We start from the raw sequence: 17928 nt of genomic DNA, 5'->3' as shown, positions 1-17928 counted from the left end.
CTCAGTCCCATTCCAGGCCGCCGCGGCGCCACACGTAGGCGTAGGCGACGAAGACGGTGAGCACGAAGAGCAGCATCTCGACGAGCCCGAAGATCCCCAGGGCGTCGAAGGTGACGGCCCAGGGGTAGAGGAAGACGATCTCGATGTCGAAGACGATGAAGAGCATCGCCGTCAGGTAGTACTTGATGGGGAAGCGTCCGCCGCCGGCGGGCATCGGGGTCGGCTCGATGCCGCATTCGTAGGCCTCAAGCTTTGCCCGGTTGTACCGTTTTGGGCCGATCAGCGTGGCCATGACCACGGAGAAGATCGCAAACCCTGCGCCGATGGCGCCGAGCACGAGGATGGGCGCGTACGCATTCACGCTCCTCGCTCCTTCCAGTCGTCCTTGACCGTTGGACCGCTGCGCCGGCGCCGAGTGCTCCGCCTCGCGAGGACCGCCCCCCGAATCCGGGGGGCACGTGCATGTGAGGCAGTTCACAAGCCGGGCTGGTGCGCATCTTATGCCCGGCGGTCTGTGATCTGCGACACGGGTAACAACACCGAGTTTGTGATCTCCACCACCTGACGAACGATCATGAAGTCCGATGAGTGGTGATCTTCGTACGCAAGGCATCCACATGATCACCAAAGGTGACATCCGGGCCCGTTCACGCAGGTGGAAAGGGTGTCGCACTATCAAATGGTGGCCCTTGCAGGCAAATTGGCGGTGTTTCGGCCGGGGTGATAAAGGAATCCGCCTCCCCCGGCCGGGGGAAGGGTGGCGTACGGGAGTGGACGCGCCGGCCGGATCTCGCCCGCCACGCCGGGCGGGGGCCGATGCTGTGCATTCGTTCACGAACCCCCCGACGAACCCCCCGACGGACCGGCGCCGGATCACGGACGGGACACGACCGGATCGCGGCAACCTCACGGAGGCGGCACGAAGGCCGCACGGAGGCCTCACGAACGCGTTACGGCGCCAGGTAACTGTGACCTGCGACACACTCCGAGAGCCCCGCGAAAAGGGGGCTTGGCCATCTGTGCGGGTCGATGGTAGGCGGTGGATCAATTCGGACTTATTACTGAAACCCCATGATCACAGCCTTGTGAAGGCGTGTCCGTTACGTCCGTTACGGCGTCAATAAGACGCGCGACGCGCCCGGTTCGGCCGCTCGGCGCGCAACTGTGGCGCAGACCACGTTTCTTGAAGGGAACCCGGCACCCCTGATAGCGGTTGTCCCATGTCCCACACCGCTCACATACCCAGCCACCGGAAGCCCCGCCGTAGCGCCTCGAAGCTCGCGGTCCGCGCCGGAGTTGCCGGTGGCGTCCTCAGCACCCTGGCCATGGCCGGCACCGCGAGCGCGTCCCCCTCCGCCGAGCCCGTGGCCGAGACGACGCTGGAGATGCCGGTCCTCGACCTGGACCTCGGCACCGAGGTCTCCTCGGCCGTCACCACGGCAGCCGAGAACACCCGTGTCGCCGCCGTGGAAGCCGCCGTCGAAGGCGAGCTGAACGCCCTGGAGGAGACCGCCCGCACGGGCGCCGCCGCCGAGGCGAAGCAGGCCAAGGAAGACGCCACGAAGGCGGCCGAGCAGAAGGCCAAGCAGGAGGCCGACCGCAAGGCCGAGGCCGAGCGCGCGGGCCGCACCTCCGAGCGCGAGACCCTGACGACCGCCTCCGCGTCCAACGGCTCCAAGGGCACCACCGCCAAGGGCTCCGGCAGCGGCCAGGGCGTCGGCACCGTGACGGCCCCCGCCACCGGTTCCGCGTCCGCCATCATCAACTTCGCCCGCGCCCAGATCGGCAAGGCGTACGTCCTGGGCTCCACCGGCCCCTCGGCGTACGACTGCTCGGGTCTGGTGCAGGCCGCCTACCGCGCGGCGGGCATCAAGCTCGACCGCGTCTCCCAGGACCAGTCCATGGCCGGCCGCTCGGTCTCCCTGAGCGCGCTCCAGCCGGGCGACATCGTGTACTGGGGCGCCAAGGGCAGCGCCTACCACGTCGCCATCTACTCCGGCGGCGGCAAGTTCATCGGTGCGCAGAACCCCAGCACCGGCATCGTCGAGCGCAACATGAGCTACGACATGCCGACGGGCGCCGTCCGCGTCCTCTGAGTCGCCCGATCGAGCGCTCGATCCGGTTTCACACCGGAGGGCCGGTACTCCCCCGCTCGGGGGTGGAGTACCGGCCCTTCGGCGTGCCCTGACGGCCCTGAAGGGGCCCTGGGGCGCCGCGGGCGAGGCCGTGGCCCCCGAAGGTCCCGACGCGTCCCGGAGTCGGCCTGGGGCGCCCTGAAGCTTCCGCGCGCGTCCCGGTCGCGCACCGAGGGCCCTTTCGGCGACCACCGACCGGGCGCCTGCGGGGCGGCCGACCCTGCGAAGATGGCGGCGACGCGCCCGGCCGTCCGACCCAGGAGGTGGTTCCCGTGAGCAGACCGAGCCGAGGGCGACGGCAGCGGCCCGGGCCGCCGACCCCGCTCCCCGAACCGCGGGGCACCGACGCCGCCGCCCTCCCCGCCGCCGGCGGACTGGCGCTCCTCGCCTGCGGGGGCTGGGTGTTGACCACCTCCCGCCCCTGGCAGAAAGCGGGCGAAACCCTGGCGTTGGGGCTCGAATGGGTCGCTTCGGGCAGCCTGTTGCTGTCCGGCCTGGTCCTGCTCGCCCGCTGCGTCCGCGCCGTCCACGGCGCCGACCCGGACACGGCCCCGGACACCGACGGCTGAACCGCCGACGCACCGCGAACCGCCGACGGACACACCGCGAACCGCCCCCCGCGCACCGAACGGCGCGGCGGAGGACGGCTCGACGGAAGAGCGCGCGGCGGGGGTCAGGCCTTCGGGGCCACCTTCGACAGACCGTTGATGATCCGGTCCATGGCGTCGCCGCCCGTCGGATCCGTCAGGTTCGCCAGCATCTTCAACGTGAACCGCATCAGCACCGGGTGCGTCAGGCCCCGCTGCGCGGCGATCTTCATCACCGCCGGGTTGCCGATCAGCTTCACGAAGGCGCGGCCCAGCGTGTAGTAACCGCCGTACGTCTCCTTGAGCACCTTCGGGTAGCTGTGCAGCGCCAGTTCCCGCTGGGCCGGCGTCGCCCGGGCGTGCGCCTGCACGATGACGTCCGCCGCGATCTGCCCCGACTCCATCGCGTAGGCGATGCCCTCGCCGTTGAACGGGTTGACGAGGCCGCCCGCGTCACCGACCAGCAGCAGTCCCTTGGTGTAGTGCGGCTGCCGGTTGAAGGCCATCGGCAGTGCCGCGCCGCGGATCGGCTGCGTCATGTTCTCCGGGGTGTAGCCCCAGTCCTCCGGCATCGACGCGCACCACGCCTTGAGGACCTCGCGCCAGTCCAGCTCCTTGAAGGCGGAGGAGGAGTTGAGGATGCCGAGGCCGACGTTCGACGTACCGTCACCCATGCCGAAGATCCAGCCGTAGCCGGGCAGCAGACGGTCCTGCGTGCCGCGCCGGTCCCACAGCTCCAGCCACGACTCCAGGTAGTCGTCGTCGTGCCGGGGCGAGGTGAAGTACGTGCGCACCGCGACGCCCATCGGACGGTCCTCGCGACGGTGCAGGCCCATCGCCAGGGACAGCCGCGAGGAGTTGCCGTCGGCCGCGACGACCAGCGGGGCGCGGAAGGTGACCGGGGTCTTCTCCTCGCCCAGCTTGGCCTGCACGCCCGTGATGTGGCCGGTCCGCGGATCCCGTACGGGCTCGCCGACGTTGCAGCGCTCGTACAGCCGCGCGCCGGCCTTCTGCGCCTGACGGGCCAGGGTCTCGTCGAAGTCGTCGCGCTTGCGGACGAGTCCGTAGTCCGGGTAGGAGGCGAGTTCCGGCCAATCCAGCTGGAGGCGCTGACCGCCGCCGATGATCCGCAGACCCTTGTTCCGCAGCCAACCGGCCTCTTCGGAGATGTCGATGCCCATCGCCACCAGCTGCTTGGTGGCGCGCGGGGTCAGACCGTCGCCGCAGACCTTCTCGCGCGGGAACGCCGTCTTCTCCAGCAACAGGACGTCGAGTCCCGCCTTGGCGAGGTAGTAGGCGGTGGTGGAGCCGGCGGGGCCGGCACCGACGACGATCACATCCGCGGAGTGCTCGGTGAGGGGCTCGGTCACAGCGGGGTCTCCCGAAGGCTCGATAAAGGGTGCCCAACGGCACGGGACAAAGTGCAGTCTAAGCAGCGAGAGAGATCGCGATCCGAAGGGCTGCCCTCTATGACCACCTCGCCGACCCGACCGCTCCCCGACGTGACGCTGCGCGTGCCCACGCACGAGGACGCGCACGCCTGGCACGGCGTCTTCGACGACCCCGACGTCATGGAGTTCCTCGGCGGCCCCGCCGAACTGTCCTTCTACGTCGAGATCACGGCCCGGCAGCGGATGTACGACGCACGGCTCGGCTACTGCCTGTGGACCCTGCTGGACGCCGACGGCGGGGTCATCGGCTTCACCGGGGCCCAACCCTGGCCGGCGGAGCGGACGTGGGGCCCGGTCGGCGAGATCGAGATCGGCTGGCGGCTGGGACGCGCCGCCTGGGGCCACGGCTACGCCCACGCCGCCGCGCTGGCCACGCTGGAACGGCTGCGGGAGGCCGGGGTGGAGCGGGTGGTCGCGATGATCGACGACGCGAACGCGCGCTCGGTGGCCGTGGCGGAACGGCTCGGGATGACGCTCGCCGACACCTTCGCCCTGCCGGACGGCCGCCGCACGGCCCGCCGCTACGAACTGACGCTCGCCTGACCGGACGCCCGGGCACACCCGCCGACCCGCGACCCCTCCGACGCGCGGACCCCGCCCGGCCGCCACGGCGTTCGGGACGGTCTGGACGGTCTGGACGGCCGGGGTGGTCGGGGCGGCCGGGGTGGTCGGGGCGGCCGGGGTGGTCGGGGCGGAAGCGGTCGAGGGTCAGAACACGCTGAGGCCCGTCAGGGTCGTGAAGCGGTCCAGGGCCGCGACGCCGGCGACCGAGTTGCCGCGGGAGTCGAGGCCCGGGCTCCACACGGCGAGGGTGCAGCGGCCCGGAACGACCGCGACGATGCCGCCGCCGACGCCGCTCTTGCCCGGCAGGCCCACCCGGTAGGCGAACTCCCCCGCCGCGTCGTACGTCCCGCAGGTCAGCATCACCGCGTTGATCTGCTTCGCCTCGCTGCGCGTCAGCAGCCGCGAGCCGTCGGCGCGCAGCCCGTGCCGGGCCAGGAAGCCGGCGGCGAGGGCCATGTCGGCGCAGCTCATCTCGATGGAGCACTGCCAGAAGTAGTGGTCCAGCAGCGCCGGTACGGGGTTGTCCATGTTCCCGTAGGAGGCCATGAAGTGCGCGACGGCCGCGTTGCGGTCGCCGTGCTCGTGCTCCGAGGCGGCCACCTCCGCGTCGAAGGCGATCTCCGGGTTCCCGCTCTCCTGCCGCAGGAACTCCAGGAGTTCGCTGCTCGCGTCACCCGTGAGGGTCTGGAGCCGGTCGGTGACGACGAGCGCCCCCGCGTTGATGAACGGGTTGCGGGGGATGCCGTTCTCGTACTCCAACTGCACCAGCGAGTTGAAGGGGTTGCCGGACGGCTCCCGCCCCACCCGCTCCCACAGGCTGTCGCCGCCCTCGGCCAGCGCGAGGGCCAGCGCGAAGACCTTGGTGACGGACTGCGCGGAGAAGGGGACCCGCCAGTCCCCGATCCCGTGGACGTTGCCGTCGAGGTCCGCGATGGCCATCCCGAACCGGTTCGGGTCCACCGACGCCAGGGCCGGGATGTACTCGGCGGGCGTGCCGCTGCCCACCAACGGGGCGACGTCGGCGGCTATCCGCTCCAGGAGGGCTGCGTACTCCACGACGGTTACGCCTTGAAGCCCCGGTGCAGCGCGACGATGCCGCCGCTGAGGTCGCGCCAGGCGACCTTCGACCATCCGGCCTTCCCCAGCAGCGCCGCGAGCGCCGGCTGGTTCGGCCACTCGCGGATGGACTCGGCGAGGTAGACGTACGCGTCCGGGTTGGAGGACACCGCGCGGGCGACCGGGGGCAGCGCCCGCATCAGGTACTCGGTGTACACGGTGCGGAACGGCGCCCAGGTGGGCTGCGAGAACTCGCAGATGACGACCTTGCCGCCGGGCTTCGTCACCCGGTACAGCTCGCGCAGCGCGGCATCGGTGTCCTGGACGTTGCGCAGGCCGAAGGAGATGGTCACGGCGTCGAAGACGTCGTCCTTGAACGGCAGCCGCGTCGCGTCGCCGGCGGTCAGCGGCAGCCACGGGTTGCGCTTCTTGCCCTCGCGGAGCATGCCGAGGGAGAAGTCGCAGGGGACGACGTAGGCGCCGGTCGCGGCGAAGGGCAGCGAGGACGTCGCGGTCCCGGCGGCCAGGTCGAGGACCTTCTGGCCGGGGCGGGCGTCGACCGCCTTGGCGACCTCCTTGCGCCACACCCGGTCCTGGCCGAGGGACAGGACGTCGTTGGTGAGGTCGTAGTTCGCCGCGACCCTGTCGAACATGGAGGCTACTTCGTGCGGCTGCTTGTCCAGGGAAGCCCTAGTCACTGGCGTCGGCCCCTCGGTGTGCGGTTCGGCAGATACGGAAGCCATCCTCTCAGGCCGCCGCCACGGCGCCACGCGGCCCCTGCCGGTACCCCGACCGGCGGCCGGACGGCCACCCGGGCCGCCGTCCCGGCCGTCGGCCGACCCGCCGTCGGGGCTCGACGCGTGTCACCCGCCGAACGGGTGACCCGCCGGGCACACTGGGGGCACGACCTGAGGGGGGTCCGCGATGCCGGCCGGTCAGTACCACAGCGCCCGACGGGCCGAGCGACGCCGCAGGCTGCGTCGTACGGTCCTGTGCTCGACGGGGTTACTCGTGTTCGCGGTCGTCGTCTGGCAACGCGGCGGCGAGGACCCGCCCGCCGACGCCGCGCCCCCCGCGCCGCCCCCGGCCGCCGCGGCGCCCTCCCCGGCCGCCTCCCCGACCGGCGGCGCTTCCCCCGGCACCCCCGGCTTCGCCGCCTCCACCACCGCCGGACGGGCCCGCGGTCAGGGGCCCGCCCTGACCTGGCGGGTGGAGGTGGAGCGGGGCAGCGGCGTCGACCCCGACGGGGCGGCACGTGACATCGAGGCGATCCTCGGCGACCGCCGCGGCTGGATCCGCGACCCCGCGAACGGGTTCCGACTGGCCGGGCCGGGCGAGCCCGTCGACTTCACGGTGAAGATCGCGACCCCGGCGACCACCGACCGGCTGTGCGAGGTGGTCACGCCCGAGCTGGTCGGGGAGACCAACTGCCGGGTGGGCCACACCGTCGTGGTGAACCTCAAGCGCTGGCAGGAGGGATCGCCGCAGTTCCGCGGCCCCGTCAGGGAGTACCGGGCGTTGATCGTCAACCACGAGGTCGGGCACGAACTGGGCCACGCGCACGAGGGCTGCCCCGGCCCCGGCCGGCCGGCTCCCGCGATGATGCAGCAGATCAAGGGCCTGCACGGCTGCACCGCCAACGCCTGGCCCTACGCGGCCGACGGCACCTACCTCTCCGGCCCGCCGCTGCCCTGAGCGGTGCGGCCCCGCACGGTCCGGCCCGCACGGTTCGGCCCGCACGGTTCGGCCCCGCGCGGTTCAGCGCCGGCGGTGCAGCAGCCGTCCGGAGATCACCGTGGCCACGCAGGTGCTCGCCCCGCGCTCCATCAGCTCCGCCTCGTCGGCCACGGCGAACACCGCGAACCGGGCCGCCGCCCCCGCCTCCAGCACCCCGTGGAAGGCCTGCCCGGCCGACTCCCGCCCGGCGAGCGGATCCAGGGACGCCTCGCCCTCGTAGGGGGTCGGCGGCACCACGGCCAGGCCCGAGCGGACCACCGCCGTGCGCACCGACCCGATCGTGAAGCGCCCGGCCACCGCGACCACCCCGCGCGCGAGCAGCTTCTGCGTGCCGCGCCGCGCGCTGTGGCCCCAGCGGGCCTCGGTCATCTTCAGGGCCTCCAGCTCGCGGGCCCCGGTGATCGGGTCGCCGCCCAGCTCGGTGACCTCGTACGGGTCGTCCGGGTAGTACGTGCGCTCCAGCAGCGCGTCGGCTCCGCGCGCCAGCAGTCCCGGGGTCAGCACCCCGGGCCAGCGGCGGACCCGGGCGTGCGGGGCGTCCGCGCCCAGCTCCTCGTACGGGCCGGCGCGCAGGATCCGCTCGCCGTCGACCAGGACGGCGCCGCCCGCCAGCGGCGTCGATCCGGGGCCGGTGACGAGCAGGTCGGCGGTGTGCAGCGTCAGCATCGGGGACGGTCCGGGGTCAGTTCGTGGAGATGAGCTTCAGCTCGGGGTGGGCCGTGCCGCCCTCGATGGCGGTGGAGGAGATGTGCGAGACCACCCGCTCGTCGACCGGGTCGTTCGCCGGGTCCTCGTGGACCAGCAGGTGTTCGTACGTCGTCGCGCGCTGCGCGGGGACGCGGCCGGCCTTGCGGATCAGGTCGATGATCTCCTGGCGGTTGGAGCGGTGCTTGGCACCGGCCGAGGAGACCACGTTCTCCTCCAGCATGATCGAGCCGAGGTCGTCGGCGCCGTAGTGCAGGGAGAGCTGGCCGGCCTCCTTGCCGACGGTCAGCCAGGAGCCCTGGATGTGCGCGATGTTGTCGAGGAACAGGCGCGCGATGGCGATCATGCGCAGGTACTCGAAGATCGTCGCCTGGGTGCGGCCCTTGAGGTGGTTGTTCTCGGGCTGGTACGTGTACGGGATGAAGGCGCGGAAGCCGCCGGTGCGGTCCTGCGTGTCCCGGATCATCGCGATGTGCTCGATGCGCTCGGCGTTGGTCTCGCCCGTGCCCATCAGCATGGTGGAGGTGGACTCCACGCCGAGCCGGTGGGCGATCTCCATGATCTCCAGCCAGCGCTCGCCGGACTCCTTCAGCGGGGCGATGGCCTTGCGGGGGCGCTCCGGCAGGAGTTCGGCGCCGGCGCCCGCGAAGGAGTCGAGGCCGGCCGCGTGGATGCGGCGGATGGCCTCCTCCGCGTCGACGCCGGAGATGCGGGCCATGTGGTCGACCTCGGAGGCGCCCAGCGAATGGATGACCAGCTGCGGGAACGCCTTCTTGATCGCGGAGAAGTGCTCCTCGTAGTACTCCACCCCGTAGTCGGGGTGGTGCCCGCCCTGGAACATGATCTGCGTGCCGCCCAGCTCGACGGTCTCCGCGCAGCGGCGCAGGATGTCGTCGAGGTCGCGGGACCAGCCCTTCTTGGTGTCCTTGGGGGCCGCGTAGAAGGCGCAGAAACGGCACGCCGTGACGCACACGTTGGTGTAGTTGATGTTGCGCTCGATGATGTACGTCGCGATGTGCTCCGTACCCGCGTAGCGCAGGCGGCGCGCGGCGTCGGCGGCCTGGCCCAGCGCGTGCAGGGGGGCGTGCCGGTAGAGGTCGAGCGCCTCTTCCTTGGTGATCCGGCCCCCCGCGGCGGCACGGTCGAGGACAGACTGGAGAGCGGCCTGGTCGGTCACCGGTGCGTCACCTTTCGGCGGTGTGTCAAGGGTCCGGACCGATCCAGCCTACGCCAGGGCCGGTGCGCCTCGTTCAGGGGCCGGGGGCCGGGGTCAGGGGCCGGGGTCAGGGGCTGCGGGTGAGGTCGCCCTCCGGGTTGCCGGCCGGGACGTCCCCGGAGCGGTAGTGGAGGGTGCCGTCGGCGTTCAGGGTGAACCGTTCGTCGGCGGAACCGTTGGAGCACACGCCGGGGGCGGGGTTGGGGCCGCCGGAGGTGTCGAGGACCAGGGAGCGGTCGGTGGCGGAGGACAGCTTCCAGTCCCCGCTGCAGTCGGTGCCGAGGACGGGCAGGACGGACTTGTCGCGGCCCACGACCTCGCCGACCCGGCCGGCCCGGATGGTGATCTCGAAGTCGCTCGCCACGCCCATGCGGGCGGTGGTGACGGTCCCCTTCCAGGTGCCGACGAGTTCCTTGGGCACGTCGGCGCGCGACCCCTTGGGCGGACCCGCCGAGGCTCCGGGGCTCGCCGACGCGCCCGGGCTCGACGAACCGCCCGGACTCGACGGCGCCGAGGCCGCCGGCCGCGGGCCGGCCGAGGATTCGCCGGACGTGTCCGCGCCCGACGCCGCGTCCTTGCGGGCGCCCTGACCCGGCAACAGGTCCAGCCCGTACAGCCCGGCGGACAGCGCCGTGAGCACCGCCGCCGCGCCGAGCACGAGCGTGCAGCTGAAGCGGCGCCCGGCCGCGCTGAGCGTGACCCGCCGCCCCTCGGGTGCGCCGCGCGGGCCCGGCACGGCGCCGGAAGCGGAACCCGGAGCGGAGCCCGGGCCGGAACCCGAGCCGGCCGTCTCCGTCGGGGCTCCGTACACGCCGCCCGGGGGGCCGTACGGACCCGCGGGGGTGCCGGAGGCCGGGTAGGGGGTGCCGGCCGGGCCCCCGTAGGAGGGGTCGGGCGTACCGAAGCCGACGCCGACCGGGCCGCCGAGGGAGGCCGCCGTGAACGGAACCGGCCCGGAGGGGCCCTCACCGCCCGCCGCGGGCCCCGCGGGCCCCGCCGCGTCCGCCTCCGCGTCGAGGTCGAGCAGGGCCACCGCCGCCCGGCTGATCTCCTCCACCACCGGCGCCGGGAGCAGGCCCGAGAACCCCGCCGCCTCGCCCAGGGCCTCCGCGAGGTCCCGCGGCGTCGGACGGGCGCCCGCCTCCTTGGCCAGGCAGGCCCCGATCAGCTCGCGCAGCGTCCCCGCCGGCAGCCCGTCCAGCTCCGGCGGCTCGTGCACCACCTTGTAGAGGAGGGTCGCGGAGTTGTCCCCACTGAAGGGGGGCCGGCCGGTGGCCGCGAAGGCGAGGACCGCGCCGAGGGAGAACACGTCCGAGGCGCCGGTGACGCCCTTGCCGAGGATCTGCTCCGGCGACATGTACCCGGGCGAACCGATGGAGACCCCGGTGGAGGTGAGGGAGGCGGTGCCGTCCGTGGCCCGCGCGATCCCGAAGTCGATCAGCCGGGGCCCGTCCAGGGACAGCATCACGTTCGACGGCTTCACGTCCCGGTGGACCAGCCCCAGCGCGTGCACCGCCACCAGCGCCCGGGCCAGGCCCGCGCCGATCGCCCGCGCGGACGCCTCGGGCAGCGGCCCGTGCCCGGCGACCGCCCCGCCCAGCGAGGGGCCGGCCACGTAGCCGGTCGCCACCCACGGCACGGCCGCCTCCGGGTCGGCGTCCAACACCGGCGCGGTCCACTGCCCGCCGACGCGACGCGCGGCCTCGACCTCACGGCGGAAGCGGGCGCGGAACTCCCCGTCGGCGGCGAAGTGCGGGTGCACCACCTTGACGGCGACCGTCCGGCCGCCGGCGCTGCGCCCCAGATAGACCCGGCCCATGCCGCCGGCGCCGAGCCGGCCGAGCAGCCGGTACGCGCCGACGGTGCGCGGCTCACCCGCTTCGAGCGGCTGCATGACGTCCCCCGTCCCCGTCCCCGGGTCGTGGCGTCACCCGGACAGGCAGCACCTTAGGCGGTGCGCCCGGTCGGCCGGGAGGGATCACCCGTGCCGGTGACGGACACCGTCATGGTCATGGTCACGTCGGGCGCGGCCGGAAAGGGGAATGCGCGCTATCGATTGTGGGACGGGAACACGAAAGGGGAACGAATTCCCGGGAAACGGGCGTATTCGGTTTCCGGGATGCGGAACGTCTCCCCGGATCTCCTTTACCGGAGGCCTTCCCGTATAAGTCGCGCTAATGATCGTGGGTGACGGCGTCGAGGAGCTCGACGGCGACATCGGCGGGGTAGCCGGTGCCCTCTCCGGTCCGGCGCGCGAATTCCCGGACACCGGCCAGTTGATCGGGTCCGAAGCGGAAGTCGAGGGTGGTGAAGTAGCGCTCCAGCAGCTCGGCGTCGAAGGCCTCCCAGCGGGCCGCCTGGTCGGCGACCTTGGCGACCTCCTCCAGGGAGACGTCCCGGGAGGCGAGGAAGGCCCGGTGGACCTCGCGGACGGTGGCGGGCTCGCGCTCCAGGTAGTCCTTGCGGGCGGCCCAGACGGCGAACACGAACGGCAGTCCGGTCCAGTCCTTCCACATCTGCCCGAGGTCGTGGACGGTGAGGCCGAGCCGGGGCGCGTCGTGCAGGGAGGCGCGCAGCGCGGCGTCGCCGATCAGCACCGCCGCGTCGGCCTCCTGCATCATCAGCCCCAGGTCAGGAGGGCAGGTGTAGTAGTCGGGGCTGACTCCGTACCGCTCGGCGAGGAGCAGCTGGGCGAGCCGGACCGAGGTGCGGGAGGTCGAGCCGAGGGCGACGCGGGCGCCGTCCAGGTGCTCCAGCGGCACCTGGGAGACGATCACGCAGGACATGACGGGGCCGTCGCAGCCGACCGCCAGGTCGGGGAAGGCGACGAGCTCGTCGGCGTTGCGGAGGAACTCCACCAGGGTGATGGGGGCGATGTCGAGGTCACCCCGCACGAGGCTCTCGCTCAGCTTCTCGGGGGTGTCCTTGGTCAGTTCCAGGTCCAGCAGGGTGCCGGTTCGGGCCAGCCCCCAGTAGAGGGGGAGGCAGTTCAGGAACTGGATGTGGCCGACTCGGGGCCGGCTGCGATAGACGTCCACATCGCGAGACTAGCCCCCACCTCTCCGTCAGCGATCGGGCAGGTCTCAAACGTCCGAGTGACGTGATCTTTCCCTCTGGTCTCGCCCCGAGGGTGCGTGCTAGGCTCGACGCAAGTTGCAGTTTGGTTTCCCTTGCAGTACGAGGCCTGCGGAGCATGTAACCCGCAGGCTTTTGTAGTTTTCAGACTTCTTAGCAGGTTCTGGAGCAGGGCGACCCTTTGGCCCATAGGAGGGCTCATGGCTACCGGAACCGTGAAGTGGTTCAACGCTGAAAAGGGCTTCGGCTTCATCGCCCAGGACGGCGGCGGCCCGGATGTCTTCGTCCACTACTCCGCGATCAACGCCTCTGGCTTCCGCTCCCTCGAGGAGAACCAGCAGGTCAACTTCGACGTCACGCAGGGTCCGAAGGGCCCGCAGGCGGAGAACGTCACCCCGGCCTAGTCGCCTGGCCGACCGGATCGCGGTTGGATTAGCAGTACCCAAGGAGCCCCGCCTCCTCCGTGCGAACGGAGAAGGTGGGGCTCCTGCCTTTGGGGCCGGGCGGGAGCGGGCCGGGGGGTCTCCCGGCCGCCGACGGAAACGGCCGCCGACGGAAACGGCCGCGGGGGGGGGGGGGGGGGGGGGGGGCGCGCGCCGGGGGGGGGGGGGGGGGGGGGGGGGGGGGGGGGGGGGCCCCGCCCGCCCCCCGCGCCGGGCCCCCCCCCCCCCCCGGGGGGGGCGGCCCCCGGGGGGGGGCCCCCCGCCCGCGGCCGTTCGGGTCGGGGCGGCGGTTCAGGCCCGCGGAGCCGCGATCTCGATCTTCACGATCGCCTCGTGCTTGTCGGCCGTGATCACGCGCAGGTGGTACGTGCCCGCGGGCACCTCCGCGGTGAGCAGGTCCGGCAGGGCGATCCGGCCGTCGGCCTTGGTCTTGGGCAGCTCCAGGGCGAACACCTTCGCCTCGGCCGTGGCGCCCTTGAAGTACGGGCCCTTCGAGGTCTGGTCCACCAGGGCCCAGGTGCCCGGCCTGCCCGCGACCTCCTGGACCAGCTCGGCGCGGGCCTGTACGCCGGCCTCGGGCTTGTCGCCGCGGGCGGCCAGGAAGGTCAGGCCCTTGATCGGGGTGCCGCTCGTGGCCGCGACCGTCCCGGTGCCGTCCGTACGGGACAGCTCCACCGGCTTCTCCACCGGCTTGGCGGTGACCTTGCCGTTCAGCGCCAGCGTGAACTGGCCCTTGGTGTCGTAGGCCGTGGCCCGCAGGGTGAAGGTGCCCGCCTTGGGGCCGGCCTTCAGGCGGGGGGCGGTGGCGATGCCGTCGGCGTCGGTACGGATGACGACGCTCTTCTCGCTCCCGAAGACGAAGCCGGTGCCGTCCGTGCCGTCCTGCTCGATGGCCACCACGATGCGCTGGTCGGCGGCGGGCTTGCCGTCGCTGAGGACCGTCTTGAAGCGGACGCCCTCCGCGAACAGGCTGCCCGCCTCGGCCTCCAGGGTGACCCGGCCGTGCTGCTCCAGCTTGGCGAGCGTCGCGGGCGGCGGGGTGGGCTTCGTCGGCTCGGTCGGCTTGTTGGGCTCGGTCGGCTTGGTCGGCGTCGTGGGGTTCGTCGGGTTCGTCGGCGTGGTCGGCGTGGTCGGCGTCGTCGGCCGGGACGGGGTGACCGGCGTCGTCGGCGGCGTGTGGCGCGGCGGCTGCGGGGTGGGCAGCGACGGCGTGGGCGGCGTCGGGTAGTTGCCGACGGGCGGGTTCTCCACGCCGGTGGCGCCCTGCTGGTACTGGCGCATGTAGCCGAGGACCGTGTTCACGTACTCGCGCGAGGCGTTGTACGCGAGCAGGGCCTTGTCCAGGTCCGCCGGGAGGGTGAGGTCCTTGCCGCCCGAGCAGAGGTAGAGGCCGGTGCCCAGGGAGGCGTCGTAGATGTTGTTGGCGTCGCGCTTGCCGTCGCCGTTGCCGTCGGCCTTCCAGGTCGCCCAGGTCGTCGGGATGAACTGGAGGGGGCCGAAGGCGCGGTCGAACTCGGTGTCGCCGTCCCACTCGCCCTTGTCGGTGTCGGTGATCCGGGCGAAGCCGTTGCCGTCGAGGCGCGGGCCGCGGATCAGCCTCTCCGTGTACCCGTCGGACTTGAGCCCGTAGCCGGAGGCGTGGACGGACTCGACCCTGCCGATGCCCGCGATCAGCTGCCAGGGCAGCTTGCAGCCGGGCAGGGCCGCGGCGACCGCCACCTCGGCGCGCTTGTACGCGTCCAGGGCGGTGGCGGGGATGCCGGAGGCGCTCTCGGTCGCCACGTTGCCGGCTCCGGCGGCCGGCGGGACCTGCGGGTCCGCGACGGCGGGCGGCACGTCGAGGCGGGCGTCGCCGCGGTCGACGGCCTGCGGGCTGTCCGGGGTCGGCTCGGCCTCTCCCGCGCCGGCGACCGGGGCGTTGGTCACGACGGCGGCGGTGGTCAGGCTGGCCGCGAGGGCGGCCGTGCACAGGACCTTGCGCGAGGTGTTGACTACATGACGGTGAAGCGGCTTCACAGTGCGGCGATCCCCCCAAGGCGGCCGGCGAAGGCGTCGGCTGGTCGAGCCGTGATTCTTCTGTCTATCAGGTATTCGCATACGACTCGCCGTCGCCCCCCGAGATATGACGCACCATTCGTCTCGGCTTCACCGGCCGGTGGCCCAAGACGTCCAACGCGAGGACCCGTCCGACGGGGCCGGCCCGCGCCGGGCCCTAAGTCCCGTACCGGCACGGGCCCTTGGACCCTGACCGAAACACCCCAATGGCCCGGTCTGCCACCGCTCGCGGTTCTTTACCCTGGTATGCATGGCGAGTGGCAAGAGGGAACAACGTCGCGCGGCCCGTGAGCGGCTCGTGGCGCGGCGCGAGGCCGACGCCCGGCGCGCGCGGTGGCGGGGGCGGCTGCTCGTGGGGGGCGCGCTCGTCGCCGTCCTCGGCATCGCGGTCGGTGTGGGCGTGTACGCCTCGAAGTCGGCGGGTTCGGGTCCGAGCGAGGCGGCCGGCAAGCCGTTCGTACGGCCGGCGCACACGAGCGGCACGGACGGGGCGGTTGTCCCGTACGGCGGGGCCGGGGCGAAGGACGTGGTCTCGGTGTGGCTGGATCCGCGCTGTCCGTTCTGCGCGGGGGTGGAGACGGGACTCGGCGGGACCTTCAAGGAGCGGGCGGACGCGGGGGCGTACCGGGTCGAGTACCACTTCGCGACCTTCCTCGACGGTTCGCTCGGCGGCAAGGGGTCCAAGCGGGCCCTGAACGCGCTGGGCGCGGCGGTGAACGAGAGCCCGGAGAAGTTCATGGACTACCTCCAGGTGCTCTACCGCAACCACCCCCCGAAGGAGACGGACGACCGGTTCGGCTCGACGAGCACCCTGCTGGAGCTCGCGGACCGGGTGCCGGGACTGCGGAGCCCCGCCTTCGACCGCGCGGTCGAGGAGCTCACGTACATGCCGTGGGTGGACAAGGTCTCGCGGGCCTTCGAGGGCAGCGGGAAGAAGGGCACCCCGGTCGTCGAGATCAACGGCAAGGAGGTGAACGTCCTGACGGGCAGGGGACTCGACACCATCACCCCGGAGGCGTTCGACCGCCTGGTCGCGGAGAATCGCCGGCAGTGAGCATGTCATGGCCGGCTGGTACGTTCGGCCGTCCGAGCGCGCCGGTGGCCGAAATCCGGTGCGCGCAGACGCCGAAGGCACCACCACCCCATGACCCACACCCCGCCGCCCGGCCCGGACGCGAGCAACCCCTACGCGAGTTCCGCGGGCACCCCGCAGCAGGCCCCCTACGGACAGGCCCCGTACGGACAGAACCCGTACGGCCAGGCTCCCCGGCCGCAGGCCCCGTACGGACAGAACCCCTACGGCCAGGCCCCGCAGCCTCAGGCCCCGCAGGGCCAGAACCCGTACGGGCAGAACCCGCAGGGCCAGGCCCCGTACCCGCCGCAGGGGCAGCAGCACCCGCAGAGCCCCTACATACAGTCCCCGCAGCCCGGGTTCGCGGGCGCGCCCGGCCACGCCCACCCCGGCGGGCCCGGCTCCGGCTGCGTCGCCTGCGGGTCCCCGCACACGGTGGACATGTCGGTGCGGGCCCACGTCGGCGTGCTGATCTTGATGCGCTTCCTGCACCAGAAGGGCCCGTTCTGCCGCACCTGCGGTCGGGCCATGGTGCGGGCGATGACCACGAAGACCCTGTGCCAGGGCTGGTGGAGCCCCGTCTCCCTGGTGATCTTCACGCCGTTCACGCTGATCTGGAACCTGATCGCGGCCATCAGGTTCTCCAAGCTGCCGCCCTCCGAGCCCGCGCCGGGGCGACGGACGCTGGACGAGGGCCCGCCGGTCCACTCGCGCCCGCTCGCCTACGTCGCGATCGTGCCGCTGCTCTGGGCGGTGTGGGTCGTCAGCAACATCATCGCGGACGTCTCCTCGTGAGCCGGTGAGCCGGTGAGCCCGTAGGTCGGTGAGCCCGAGCCCGTAGGTCGGCGGGCCGGCGGGTCGGTGGGCCGGCGGGCCGGAACCGAGCCCCGGGGCGGGGTCGGCCCCCACCCTCCCCGCCCCGAAGCCCCGAGGCCCCGGCACCCTTCACAAGCCCGCTCCGCGCCCCTACCCTGACGGACCGTCAGATCTCTGGGTCGCCAGGAGGCGCACATGCTGCTGCGAGGCAAGACCGTCATCGTCTCCGGGGTCGGGGCCGGACTCGGGCACCAGGTGGCCGCGGCCGTGGTCCGCGACGGCGGCAACGCCGTCCTCGGGGCCCGCACCGAGGCCAACCTCGCCAAATCCGCCGCCGAGATCGACCCCGACGGCACCCACACCGCCCACCGCCCGACCGACATCACCGACGAGGACCAGTGCCGGGCCCTGGTGGAGCTGGCCCGCGAGCGCTTCGGCGGCGTGGACGCCGTCGTGCACGTCGCCGCCTGGGACTCGTACTTCGGCGGCCTCCAGGACGCCGACTTCGGCACCTGGCAGCAGATCCTCGACGTCAACCTGCTCGGCACCCTGCGCATGACCCGCGCCTGCCTGCCCGCGTTCAAGGAGGCCGGCGGCGGCTCCGTCGTCATCATCGGCACCCAGTCCGCCGTGGCCTCGCCCAACGAGGTCCAGCAGGCCGCCTACGCCGCCTCCAAGGGCGCGCTGACCTCCGCCATGTACTCCATGGCCCGCGAACTGGGCCCGCACCGCATCCGCGTCAACACCGTGCTCCCCGGCTGGATGTGGGGCCCTCCCGTGCAGGCCTTCGTCACCTTCACCGCCCACACCGAGGGCGTCCCCGAGGCCGAGGTCCACGCCCGCCTCACCGAGCGGATGGCCCTGCCCGACCTGGCCACCGACGGGGACGTCGCCGACGCCGTCGCCTTCCTCGCCAGCGACCGGGCGCGGGCGATAACCGGCCAGTCGCTGCTGGTCAACGCCGGTGAGCTGATGCGATGACGCCCTCCGCGCGGCGTCGAGCGGATCGTATGCTC

General features: G+C 72.7%; 17 protein-coding genes. 8 read left to right on the top strand and 9 right to left on the bottom strand.

What is annotated here, in order from left to right; all coding sequences use genetic code 11:
• Position 1: 1 nt before the first annotated feature.
• On the bottom strand, positions 2-361 hold the full coding sequence (locus ACZ6ZI_RS25290) for an NADH-quinone oxidoreductase subunit A (protein WP_249767272.1): 360 nt from the start codon (positions 359-361) through the stop codon (positions 2-4).
• An 859-nt stretch (positions 362-1220) separates the two neighbouring features.
• On the opposite strand from ACZ6ZI_RS25290, the gene ACZ6ZI_RS25285 reads away from it, so the two are divergent.
• Both ACZ6ZI_RS25285 and ACZ6ZI_RS25280 read left to right on the top strand, forming a co-directional pair.
• On the top strand, positions 1221-2096 hold the full coding sequence (locus tag ACZ6ZI_RS25285) for a C40 family peptidase (RefSeq protein WP_363060511.1): 876 nt from the start codon (positions 1221-1223) through the stop codon (positions 2094-2096).
• Between the two features lie 311 nt (positions 2097-2407).
• On the top strand, positions 2408-2704 hold the full coding sequence (locus ACZ6ZI_RS25280) for a hypothetical protein (RefSeq protein ID WP_469524398.1): 297 nt from the start codon (positions 2408-2410) through the stop codon (positions 2702-2704).
• A 104-nt stretch (positions 2705-2808) separates the two neighbouring features.
• Here the strand turns inward: ACZ6ZI_RS25280 and ACZ6ZI_RS25275 are convergent, their stop codons facing one another.
• Positions 2809-4092, bottom strand: coding sequence for a geranylgeranyl reductase family protein (locus tag ACZ6ZI_RS25275; RefSeq protein WP_363060507.1), 1284 nt, complete (start codon positions 4090-4092; stop codon positions 2809-2811).
• A gap of 99 nt (positions 4093-4191) precedes the next feature.
• Here ACZ6ZI_RS25275 and ACZ6ZI_RS25270 point away from each other — a divergent pair, with 99 nt between their 5' ends.
• Positions 4192-4716 carry a GNAT family N-acetyltransferase gene (locus ACZ6ZI_RS25270; protein WP_469524396.1) on the top strand — a complete coding sequence of 175 codons (525 nt, stop codon included), beginning with the start codon at positions 4192-4194 and terminating at the stop codon, positions 4714-4716.
• A 165-nt stretch (positions 4717-4881) separates the two neighbouring features.
• On the opposite strand, the gene ACZ6ZI_RS25265 is transcribed toward ACZ6ZI_RS25270, so the two are convergent.
• Together ACZ6ZI_RS25265 and ACZ6ZI_RS25260 are read right to left on the bottom strand one after the other, a co-directional pair.
• Positions 4882-5793 carry a glutaminase gene (locus ACZ6ZI_RS25265; RefSeq protein ID WP_469524394.1) on the bottom strand — a complete coding sequence of 304 codons (912 nt, stop codon included), beginning with the start codon at positions 5791-5793 and terminating at the stop codon, positions 4882-4884.
• Between the two features lie 5 nt (positions 5794-5798).
• Complete coding sequence (locus ACZ6ZI_RS25260) at positions 5799-6491, bottom strand: demethylmenaquinone methyltransferase (protein ID WP_363060502.1); 693 nt, start codon at positions 6489-6491, stop codon at positions 5799-5801.
• A gap of 226 nt (positions 6492-6717) precedes the next feature.
• Between ACZ6ZI_RS25260 and ACZ6ZI_RS25255 the strand changes: the two genes are divergently transcribed.
• Positions 6718-7488 (top strand): DUF3152 domain-containing protein, encoded by a 771-nt coding sequence (locus ACZ6ZI_RS25255; protein ID WP_469524392.1) that lies wholly within the window; start codon positions 6718-6720, stop codon positions 7486-7488.
• A 63-nt stretch (positions 7489-7551) separates the two neighbouring features.
• Here the strand turns inward: ACZ6ZI_RS25255 and ACZ6ZI_RS25250 are convergent, their stop codons facing one another.
• The 4 genes from ACZ6ZI_RS25250 to ACZ6ZI_RS25235 all read right to left on the bottom strand — a co-directional run bounded on the left by ACZ6ZI_RS25250 (position 7552) and on the right by ACZ6ZI_RS25235 (position 12489).
• Positions 7552-8196: an imidazolonepropionase-like domain-containing protein gene (locus ACZ6ZI_RS25250; RefSeq protein ID WP_469524391.1), complete on the bottom strand. Its 645-nt coding sequence runs from the start codon at positions 8194-8196 to the stop codon at positions 7552-7554.
• Positions 8197-8212: 16 nt separating this feature from the next.
• Entirely contained in the window at positions 8213-9412 is a 1200-nt protein-coding gene (gene mqnC / locus ACZ6ZI_RS25245) for a cyclic dehypoxanthinyl futalosine synthase (RefSeq protein WP_363060496.1), read from the bottom strand.
• Between the two features lie 106 nt (positions 9413-9518).
• Complete coding sequence (locus tag ACZ6ZI_RS25240; RefSeq protein WP_469524388.1) at positions 9519-11345, bottom strand: serine/threonine-protein kinase; 1827 nt, start codon at positions 11343-11345, stop codon at positions 9519-9521.
• Positions 11346-11625: 280 nt separating this feature from the next.
• Positions 11626-12489 (bottom strand): menaquinone biosynthetic enzyme MqnA/MqnD family protein, encoded by an 864-nt coding sequence (locus ACZ6ZI_RS25235; RefSeq protein WP_363060492.1) that lies wholly within the window; start codon positions 12487-12489, stop codon positions 11626-11628.
• 237 nt (positions 12490-12726) lie between these two features.
• Here ACZ6ZI_RS25235 and ACZ6ZI_RS25230 point away from each other — a divergent pair, with 237 nt between their 5' ends.
• Positions 12727-12930, top strand: a complete 204-nt coding sequence (locus ACZ6ZI_RS25230) for a cold-shock protein (protein ID WP_007265804.1) — start codon at positions 12727-12729, stop codon at positions 12928-12930.
• A gap of 330 nt (positions 12931-13260) precedes the next feature.
• Here ACZ6ZI_RS25230 and ACZ6ZI_RS25225 read toward each other — a convergent pair whose 3' ends face one another.
• Positions 13261-14985: a lytic transglycosylase domain-containing protein gene (locus ACZ6ZI_RS25225; protein WP_469524386.1), complete on the bottom strand. Its 1725-nt coding sequence runs from the start codon at positions 14983-14985 to the stop codon at positions 13261-13263.
• A 289-nt stretch (positions 14986-15274) separates the two neighbouring features.
• Between ACZ6ZI_RS25225 and ACZ6ZI_RS25220 the strand changes: the two genes are divergently transcribed.
• From ACZ6ZI_RS25220 to ACZ6ZI_RS25210, 3 genes are all read left to right on the top strand, one after another.
• A complete protein-coding gene (locus ACZ6ZI_RS25220) occupies positions 15275-16078 on the top strand; it encodes a thioredoxin domain-containing protein (RefSeq protein WP_469524384.1) in 804 nt (267 codons plus the stop codon).
• 90 nt (positions 16079-16168) lie between these two features.
• A complete protein-coding gene (locus ACZ6ZI_RS25215; protein ID WP_469524383.1) occupies positions 16169-16891 on the top strand; it encodes a hypothetical protein in 723 nt (240 codons plus the stop codon).
• A gap of 216 nt (positions 16892-17107) precedes the next feature.
• Entirely contained in the window at positions 17108-17893 is a 786-nt protein-coding gene (locus ACZ6ZI_RS25210) for an SDR family oxidoreductase (protein ID WP_469524381.1), read from the top strand.
• Positions 17894-17928 lie beyond the last annotated feature (35 nt).

It is taken from the genome of Streptomyces sp. NPDC103540, from assembly GCF_055584445.1.
This window is presented reverse-complemented; position numbering and strand designations above follow the sequence as displayed.

What these genes read in the sequence shown, in the direction of transcription:
- ACZ6ZI_RS25285 (WP_363060511.1), top strand. Translation starts at nt 1,221, where the DNA reads ATGTCCCACACCGCTCACATACCCAGCCACCGGAAGCCCCGCCGTAGC.
- ACZ6ZI_RS25270 (WP_469524396.1), top strand. Translation starts at nt 4,192, where the DNA reads ATGACCACCTCGCCGACCCGACCGCTCCCCGACGTGACGCTGCGCGTG.
- ACZ6ZI_RS25255 (WP_469524392.1), top strand. Translation starts at nt 6,718, where the DNA reads ATGCCGGCCGGTCAGTACCACAGCGCCCGACGGGCCGAGCGACGCCGC.
- ACZ6ZI_RS25250 (WP_469524391.1), bottom strand. Translation starts at nt 8,196, where the DNA reads ATGCTGACGCTGCACACCGCCGACCTGCTCGTCACCGGCCCCGGATCG.
- ACZ6ZI_RS25240 (WP_469524388.1), bottom strand. Translation starts at nt 11,345, where the DNA reads ATGCAGCCGCTCGAAGCGGGTGAGCCGCGCACCGTCGGCGCGTACCGG.
- ACZ6ZI_RS25230 (WP_007265804.1), top strand. Translation starts at nt 12,727, where the DNA reads ATGGCTACCGGAACCGTGAAGTGGTTCAACGCTGAAAAGGGCTTCGGC.
- ACZ6ZI_RS25220 (WP_469524384.1), top strand. Translation starts at nt 15,275, where the DNA reads ATGGCGAGTGGCAAGAGGGAACAACGTCGCGCGGCCCGTGAGCGGCTC.
- ACZ6ZI_RS25215 (WP_469524383.1), top strand. Translation starts at nt 16,169, where the DNA reads ATGACCCACACCCCGCCGCCCGGCCCGGACGCGAGCAACCCCTACGCG.
- ACZ6ZI_RS25210 (WP_469524381.1), top strand. Translation starts at nt 17,108, where the DNA reads ATGCTGCTGCGAGGCAAGACCGTCATCGTCTCCGGGGTCGGGGCCGGA.